This is a genomic window from Streptomyces sp. NPDC006510, assembly GCF_040611955.1.
Classification (GTDB): domain Bacteria; phylum Actinomycetota; class Actinomycetes; order Streptomycetales; family Streptomycetaceae; genus Streptomyces.
The window spans coordinates 1-7,811 of the sequence record NZ_JBEXPH010000290.1; the positions used below are offsets into that span (position 1 = coordinate 1).

At 72.3% G+C, this 7,811-nt stretch carries 7 protein-coding genes and 1 pseudogene; 5 read left to right on the forward strand and 3 right to left on the reverse strand.

Translation table 11 applies throughout. The annotated features are described in order from the left end of the window. Both ABZY11_RS41130 and ABZY11_RS41135 read left to right on the forward strand, forming a co-directional pair. Positions 1 to 1,043 (forward strand): hypothetical protein (locus ABZY11_RS41130; protein ID WP_356484067.1); only part of this gene is annotated, 1,043 nt, incomplete at its 5' end. A 185-nt stretch (positions 1,044 to 1,228) separates the two neighbouring features. Beyond that, positions 1,229 to 2,539, forward strand: a complete 1,311-nt coding sequence (locus ABZY11_RS41135; RefSeq protein ID WP_356484068.1) for a hypothetical protein — start codon at positions 1,229 to 1,231, stop codon at positions 2,537 to 2,539. A 43-nt stretch (positions 2,540 to 2,582) separates the two neighbouring features. Here ABZY11_RS41135 and ABZY11_RS41140 read toward each other — a convergent pair whose 3' ends face one another. Together ABZY11_RS41140 and ABZY11_RS41145 are read right to left on the reverse strand one after the other, a co-directional pair. Then, on the reverse strand, positions 2,583 to 2,996 hold the full coding sequence (locus ABZY11_RS41140; RefSeq protein ID WP_356484069.1) for a VOC family protein: 414 nt from the start codon (positions 2,994 to 2,996) through the stop codon (positions 2,583 to 2,585). Between the two features lie 118 nt (positions 2,997 to 3,114). Then, positions 3,115 to 4,005 carry a neutral zinc metallopeptidase gene (locus ABZY11_RS41145; RefSeq protein WP_356484070.1) on the reverse strand — a complete coding sequence of 297 codons (891 nt, stop codon included), beginning with the start codon at positions 4,003 to 4,005 and terminating at the stop codon, positions 3,115 to 3,117. 275 nt (positions 4,006 to 4,280) lie between these two features. On the opposite strand from ABZY11_RS41145, the gene ABZY11_RS41150 reads away from it, so the two are divergent. The 3 genes from ABZY11_RS41150 to ABZY11_RS41160 all read left to right on the forward strand — a co-directional run bounded on the left by ABZY11_RS41150 (position 4,281) and on the right by ABZY11_RS41160 (position 7,383). Continuing rightward, positions 4,281 to 5,879 (forward strand): ABC-F family ATP-binding cassette domain-containing protein, encoded by a 1,599-nt coding sequence (locus ABZY11_RS41150; RefSeq protein WP_356484071.1) that lies wholly within the window; start codon positions 4,281 to 4,283, stop codon positions 5,877 to 5,879. Between the two features lie 340 nt (positions 5,880 to 6,219). Continuing rightward, entirely contained in the window at positions 6,220 to 6,441 is a 222-nt protein-coding gene (locus tag ABZY11_RS41155; protein ID WP_018518904.1) for a helix-turn-helix domain-containing protein, read from the forward strand. 150 nt (positions 6,442 to 6,591) lie between these two features. Next, positions 6,592 to 7,383 carry an enoyl-CoA hydratase/isomerase family protein gene (locus tag ABZY11_RS41160; RefSeq protein ID WP_356484072.1) on the forward strand — a complete coding sequence of 264 codons (792 nt, stop codon included), beginning with the start codon at positions 6,592 to 6,594 and terminating at the stop codon, positions 7,381 to 7,383. A 22-nt stretch (positions 7,384 to 7,405) separates the two neighbouring features. On the opposite strand, the pseudogene ABZY11_RS41165 reads toward ABZY11_RS41160, so the two are convergent. Next, a pseudogene (locus tag ABZY11_RS41165) lies at positions 7,406 to 7,811 on the reverse strand (hypothetical protein); the annotation flags it as partial.

Sequence of the window (7,811 nt, forward strand, 5' to 3'; positions counted from 1 at the left end):
GCGACGCCGCCCTCAGGGCGCCGTCCGGCCGGCCGCTCCCCGCCGACCGCAGACTCACCGTGCACGCCACCGCGGCCGGGCAGGTCACCCTGACCCGTTCCTTCACCGCCCTGCGGCCCGGTACGTACGGACTGACGGGCAAGGACGTCCACGCCGTGATCGGCCCGGTGATCGAGCACGCCCACCACGCCCCCGACACCGTCGTCCGCAGACTGGAACGCGTCGACCGCGGCAGCCTGGAGATTGGGGCCAAGGTCCGTGTCACCCCGCAACTGCACAGCGGCGACCCGTCCTCGGCCCTCGGCCTGGACCACCGGGAGGTAGAGATCCCCGGCGAACTCGGCGCCCTGCCCGCCTGGTTCCTGCCCGGCCCCCGCGACACCTGGGTCATCACCGTGCACGGCCTCGGCACCACCAGGGAACACCCCATGAACGTCATGAGGTTCCTGTACGACCTGCGCCTGCCCGTGCTCGACCTGGCCTACCGAGGCGACGTTGGAGCCCCGCGTTCCCCCGACGGCCTCGCCCATCTCGGCGAATCCGAGTGGCGCGACCTGGACGCCGCGATCCGCTTCGCCGTGCGGTACGGGGCCGAGAAGGTCGTCCTGCACGGCTGGTCCACCGGCGCCTCCATGGCGCTGCACGCGGCCGTCAACTCCGCGCTGCGCGACCGGATCTGCGGTCTCGTCCTCGACTCCCCGGTGCTGGACTGGGTCACCACGCTGCGCGCCCTGGCCGTCGCCCGCGGCGTCCCGGCCGCCCTGCTGCCGCTCGCCGTCCGGGCCGCCCAGGGACAGACCGGACTGCACGGCGCCCGGCTGCTGGACGGCTCCCTCGCACCGGCACTGCACGTCCCGACCCTGATCTTCCACGGGCCCGACGACCGGCTCGCCCCCTGGCAGCCGTCCCGCGACCTCGCCGCCCGCCGCCCGGACCTGATCGCCCTGCACGCCGTACCGCAGGCTCCGCATGCGGCGATGTGGAATGCCGATCCGGCCCACTACGAAGAGACCCTGCGCCGCTTCCTGACGCCCCTGATGTGAGCCGATGCGAGGGATCGGCCGATTGGTCCCGGGCCCCGCCCGCCGGCCCCTCCACCGGGAATTCGGGTTCCGTTTGGGCTTTCGGGCCGTCAGGAGCAAGACTGCTCCCCGTGACGTCCCGTAACCCGCGCGACTCCAGGCTGCGACTTGTCCGCCCGCGACCCCTTGCTACCGCTCGCAAGGCCGTGACCACCCGGCGCACCAGGCCGGCACCCCGCCCACCGGAGGGCACTCCGCCCCGGTCGGAACTGGCCCGGCAGGCCAGGACGGCCCTCGCCGATGCCGTACGGATCGCCCGCTGGGCAGCCGACGGCGCGATCCCCGGCGCACCACCGCTCGCCGCCCAGGCACTCCAACGGGCCGCGACAGCTCTGGAACTGTCCCCGGCCCAGGTGCGCTCCGGCTGGGACCGGGCCAGGCTCGCCGGCCTCGTCGAACTGCACGGCGACACCGCACGCCCCGGCTGGCGGCTGCGGGCCTGGGACCGCGACGACTCCGCCGTGCTCCGCGGCTGGGTGGCGCTCTTCGACGCCTGGTCGCTCGTCCACCCGGCACCCGCGGACATCGAGTCCACCGCGGTCGCCGAGGCCGTCGAGGCCGTGCCGCAGGTCCTCTCGCTCCTCCAGCTCTCGGCGGGCCCGGTCACCGTGCCCGCTCTGCTGGACCTGCTCGGCCAGCGCGTCGCGGAACTCCACGAGGAGCGCTGCGAAGTGCCCTACGGACCCCAGCCGCTGCCCGCACCGGCCGAATCCGCACCCACCGCGCACCCCGCCGCCCTGGTGGCGCTCCTGCTGGACTGGGCCCTCGACGGCCTGGCCGCGGTCGGCGCACTCACCCTCGGCGCCGGACACGCCACCCTCACCCCGCTCGGCAACTGGGCGGTCTGGGTCAAGCTGGAACAGATCTGCGTCGCGGCCCAGAGCCCGGCCGGCAACATCGAGCAGTCCGCCGCCGACATGCTGCTCGGCTGCGCCCGGCTCACCCCCGGCCCGGCCCGCGACGAATACCGGGCCTGGCTGGCCGCCCGCCCCGTCGGCAGTGCCGTCGCGGAACTCCTCGCCGTCGCCCGCGGCGAGGACGCGCTCCTGCGGGGGCTCGCCTTCGAGGCGCTCCGGGTCGTCGGCGCCCCGGCCGAGCCCGAGGTTCGCTCCGTCGTCGCCGATCCCTCGCTGCGCCCCTACGCGCTGCTCTGGCTGGCCGAGTACGACGGAGCCGACCCCGAGGACGCCCAGGACGTCCTCAGCCGGGAGGAGGCCACCTGGCTCTGGGTCGACACCGCGGCGGCCGTCGCCGACCACGGCGAGACCGGGCTGCTGGTCCGCCATCTCGACTCGGCCGTCCAGGGCACCGTGCCGGCCCTGCTGGACGAGGTACGGGCCGTCGGCCACCCGCGCACCGTGCAGGTACTGGTGGCCCTGGCCGCCGCGCACCCGGACCCGGCGCTGGCCAAGGCGGTGCGCCGGGCCGCCTTCCAGGTGCACACCGGCGGCGCCTGACACCCCGCGCCGGACGGGCCCCGGGACCGGGCCCGTCCGGCCGTCAGTCCGCCGACCCCGGCGCGTACGTACCGAAGCTCCACACATTGCCCTCGGCGTCCCGCGCCATGTAGTCGCGCGAGCCGTAGTCCTGATCGGTGGGCGGCATCAGGATCTCCACCCCGTGCTCCACGGCTCTGGCGTGGTGCGCGTCCACCTCGTCGACCACGACGTAGACACCGGCGGGGCCCGCGTCCCGCATCGCCTCGGCGAAGACGCCGTCGCGGCCCTTGGAGCCCAGCATCACCCTGCCGTTGCCGCAGGAGAGCTCGGCATGGAGCACCTGGCCGCCCTCGCCCTCGTACACCGCTTCCTCGGTGAAGCCGAGGCCCTCCGTCAGTGTTCTGATCGCGGCCCTCGCGTCGTCGTACAGAATCGTCGGATAGATCGTCGGAACGCCGGCCGGTGCGCCTGCCATGACGCTCACCCCTTTTCGTACTCCCGTGACCCGCTTCTGTGATCTGCGTCTCAGTCTTCCATCAGCCACTGACAATGGCCCGGCAGCTCCCGTGCGGCACCGCCCCGGGACCCGGGACTCAGCGGAAGGTGTTGCAGTCGGCCATGTCGCCGCTGCGGAATCCGGTGGTGAACCACTGCCGGCGCTGCGCGGCCGAGCCGTGCGTCCAGGACTCCGGCGTGACCCGGCCCTGGAACTTCTCCTGGATCCGGTCGTCGCCGACCGCGGCCGCCGCGTCGAGTCCGTCCCGGACGTCCGCCTGTGTCAGCGAGGTGATCAGAGGACGCCCGGTCGATTCGTCGGGTGTGGCCGTCGCGTGGTGCGCCCAGACCCCGGCGTAGCAGTCCGCCTGGAGCTCCACCCGGACCGCGTTGCTGTTCGCGCCGGTCCGGCCGTCCTGGGACCGGCTCAGCGTCCCCATCAGATCCTGCACATGGTGTCCGTACTCATGGGCGACGACATAGGCCTGGGCGAACGGGCCGCCGCCGGAGCCGAACTTCGTCCGCAGCTCGTCGAAGAACCCCAGGTCCAGGTAGACCTGCCGGTCACCCGGGCAGTAGAACGGCCCGACCGCCGAGGTCGCGGAGCCGCACGCGGTGCCGATCCGGTCGCTGAACAGGACCGTGCGCGAAGGGGTGTACGTGCCCTGGCGCCGGCGGAACTCCTGCCCCCAGTAGTCCTGCACGCTGTTGACCACGGCCACCGTCCGGCAGTCGTCCCTGGTGTTCGCGTCCTGCCCGGTCCGGCAGGACTGCTCCACCTGTGCCGCCGACGACGCGGTCGGTGCCGTGTCCGGGCCGCCGGACGACAGGCCGAGCTGATCGGGGCCGACGCCGAAGAGCAGCCCCAGGATCAGTGCGAGGAGTCCGGCGATGCCGCCGCCCACGGTGGCCTTGCCGCCCGGGATCCGGCTGCCGCGCACGTCCTGGACCTCGGACGTGTCCAGGTCGGCGTCGTCGTCGAACTGCATGGGCACCACCCTCCGCTCCGGACGCGGTGGTCTGGCCACCTCCGCACTCCGCCGAGTATCAGTCGGTTCACACCGTGATGCCCTTTTTGGTTGCACGGTGGAGTGGGGCGGCGACGCCCGGCGACCGACCCGGCAAGTGCCGTGGGTGCACGCGGAAAAGCAGTTGCACACCGCCAGTAGAATGGCCCGCATGGCAATTCTCCTTGTGCATTAGCGGCGTCGAGACACCTCCGCCCTCGTCCCGTCCGCCGTCCAACCCGCCCTGGAGTTTTACCGTGATCACCGCTTCCGGCATCGAGCTGCGTGCCGGCGCCCGCATTCTCATCGAGTCCGCCTCCTTCCGTATCAGCAAGGGCGACCGCGTCGGCCTCGTCGGCCGCAACGGAGCGGGCAAGACCACGCTCACCAAGTGCCTCGCGGGCGAGGGCAGCCCCGTCGGCGGCACCATCACCCGCTCCGGCGAGGTGGGCTATCTCCCGCAGGACCCGCGCACCGGCGACCTCGACGTGCTGGCCCGCGACCGCGTCCTCTCCGCCCGTGGCCTCGACGAGATCCTGCGCAAGATGCGGGAGAACGAGGAGCGGATGGCGACCGGCAAGGGCGCCACCCGCGAGAAGGCGATGAAGAAGTACGAGCGCCTGGAGACGGAGTTCCTCACCAAGGGCGGATACGCCGCCGAGGCCGAGGCCGCCACCATCGCCGCCGCGCTCAGCCTGCCCGACCGGGTGCTCGGACAGCCGCTCCACACGCTCTCCGGCGGTCAGCGCCGCCGCGTCGAGCTGGCCCGCATCCTCTTCTCGGACGCCGACATCCTGCTGCTCGACGAGCCGACCAACCACCTCGACGCCGACTCGATCGTCTGGCTGCGCGACTACCTCAAGACCTACCGCGGCGGCTTCATCGTGATCTCCCACGATGCCGGGCTCGTCGAGACGGTCGTCAACAAGGTCTTCTACCTCGACGCCAACCGCTCGCAGATCGACATCTACAACATGGGCTGGAAGCTCTACCAGCAGCAGCGCGAGGCCGACGAGAAGCGCCGCAAGCGCGAGCGGCAGAACGCCGAGAAGAAGGCCGCGGCCCTCAACTCGCAGGCCGACAAGATGCGCGCGAAGGCCACCAAGACCGTCGCCGCGCAGAACATGGCCAAGCGCGCCGAGCGGCTGCTCTCCGGTCTGGAGGCCGTCCGGGTCTCCGACAAGGTCGCCAAGCTCCGCTTCCCCGAGCCCGCGCCGTGCGGCAAGACCCCCCTGATGGCGGAGGGCCTGTCCAAGTCGTACGGCTCCCTGGAGATCTTCACCGATGTGGACCTCGCCATCGACAAGGGCTCCCGGGTCGTCATCCTCGGCCTCAACGGCGCGGGCAAGACCACGCTGCTGCGGCTCCTCGGCGGTGCCGAGAAGCCCGACACCGGCGAGGTGATCGAGGGCCACGGCCTCAAGCTCGGCTACTACGCCCAGGAGCACGAGACCCTCGACCCGGACCGCTCCGTCCTGGAGAACATGCGCTCCGCGGCGCCCGACCTCGACCTCGTCGAGGTCCGCAAGACGCTGGGCTCCTTCCTCTTCTCCGGCGACGACGTCGACAAGCCCGCGGGTGTCCTCTCCGGCGGCGAGAAGACCCGTCTCGCGCTGGCGACCCTGGTGGTCTCCTCCGCCAATGTGCTGCTCCTGGACGAGCCGACGAACAACCTCGACCCGGCCAGCCGCGAGGAGATCCTCGGCGCGCTGCGCACGTACAAGGGCGCCGTCGTCCTCGTCACGCACGACGAGGGAGCGGTCGAGGCCCTCCAGCCGGAGCGCATCATCCTGCTGCCGGACGGTGTCGAGGACCTGTGGGGCGCGGACTACCAGGACCTGGTCGCACTGGCCTGACCCGGCCCGCTGCCGTCTGATCCACTTCGTCTGGATCATTCGGCCTACGCGTGATCCATCATCTGTGTGAGTACGTCTCGTACCCCGGCGCGGCGCCCGGCAGCTACCTGCCGGGCGCACCCGTATGGCGGCCGCGAACCCCGTGTGGCCCTGACCTGCCGGTTCGTCCCGGGCCTTGCCCTGCCTGCCGCCACAGCCCCACGGAATGCGGGATTCCGGTCGTGTCGGCCCGTTCCGCGGCGGGGAACCGGGTTGCACGGACCTTGCCGAATGGGTGGCCAGGAAGCTCCCGAGGGGTGATCATGAGAGTCCAGAGCGCACTTCCCATGAGGAGGCACGGGTGGCCGAGACTCTGAAGAAGGGCAGCCGGGTAACCGGCGCCGCGCGCGACAAGCTCGCGGCAGACCTGAAGAAGAAGTACGACTCCGGTGCGAGCATCCGGGCGTTGGCCGAAGAGACCGGCCGCTCCTACGGATTCGTCCACCGGATGCTCAGTGAGTCCGGAGTCACGCTGCGAGGACGCGGCGGAGCGACACGGGGCAAGAAGGCCGCCACGGCCTGACGGCCTTCGGCGGTCGGGGCAGGCCGTCAGGCCCGTCCCGGGGCTCACCGGTTTCGGCGGTGGCCACCCGGTCGGCAGCGATGCCGACCGGGTGGTTACTGTTCAGTCACTTAGCTCTGCATGCTGACTGAACCGATCCGGAGGCGCCCCATGACCTCGCTCGACTCTGTGCTCGACAAGGACGGCGTACGACTCACCGTCGACGACGCGGTCGCCACGGTGACCCTCACCAATCCGGCCAAGCGCAACGCTCAGTCCCCCGCTCTCTGGCGGGCGTTGACGGAGGCCGGACGGGCACTGCCCGGAAGTGTGCGGGTCGTCGTGCTCCGCGGCGAGGGCAAGTCCTTCTCCGCGGGTCTCGACCGACAGGCGTTCACCCCCGAGGGGTTCGACGGTGAGCCGTCCTTCCTCGACATGGCGCGTGGCCCGGAGGCCGAGCTCGACGCGACCATCGCCGAGTACCAGGAGGCGTTCACCTGGTGGCGCCGCAACGACATCGTGTCGATCGCGGCCGTCCAGGGGCACGCGATCGGTGCCGGCTTCCAGCTCGCCCTCGCCTGCGATCTGCGGATCGTCGCCGAGGACGTGCAGTTCGCCATGCGCGAGACCAGCCTCGGTCTGGTGCCCGACCTCACCGGCACGCACCCACTGGTGAACCTGGTGGGGTACGCCCGCGCGCTCGAAATCTGCGCCACGGGCCGCTTCGTGAATGCCGAGGAGGCCGAGCGCACCGGCCTGGCCAACCTCGTCGTCCCCGCCGATGAGCTGGACGCCGCGGCCCGCGATCTGGCCGGTGCGCTGCTGGCCGCCCCGCGCGACGCCGTCGTCGAGACCAAGGCGCTGCTGAGCGGTGCCGTCTCCCGTGGTTACGAGGAGCAGCGCGTCGCCGAACGTGCCGCGCAGGGCCGCCGGCTGCGCGATCTGGCGGGCATCACCGACTGAGCCCGCTTCCTCGGCCGCGGGCTCAGCCCTGCTCCACCACCGCGGTGACCAGCACCGCGACCGAGGGACTCCCCTCCACCGCGGCCGCCACGGCGACCCGGACCGCACGGGTCACGTCGAGCGCCCGGTGGCCCGGGTCCGTCGCCAGTTCCACCCGTACGTGGTCCGGGCCCGTGTGCACCGCCTGACCCAGCACCCGGGTCAGCGTCACCACGCCCGGAACACCCGCCGCCGCGATCCCCGCCGCCCCCTCCGCCCGCGCCCCGCGCACCTCGGTGGGGCCGGGAGCCGGTCGTTCGGGCGGCGTGTCCAGCAGCTCCGTCACCCGGACGTCCACCGCGGCGACCACCAGGCCCAGTCGCTGCCCGGCCGCCGTCAGCAGCGTCGAGCGCAGCGCATCGGCCGCGGCGGGCAGCGGCCGACCGGAC

Excerpts from the sequence above, each read along its gene's own strand:
- ABZY11_RS41140 (WP_356484069.1), bottom strand. The coding sequence starts at position 2,996 with ATGGCAGGCGCACCGGCCGGCGTTCCGACGATCTATCCGACGATTCTG.
- ABZY11_RS41145 (WP_356484070.1), bottom strand. The coding sequence starts at position 4,005 with ATGCAGTTCGACGACGACGCCGACCTGGACACGTCCGAGGTCCAGGAC.
- ABZY11_RS41160 (WP_356484072.1), top strand. The coding sequence starts at position 6,592 with ATGACCTCGCTCGACTCTGTGCTCGACAAGGACGGCGTACGACTCACC.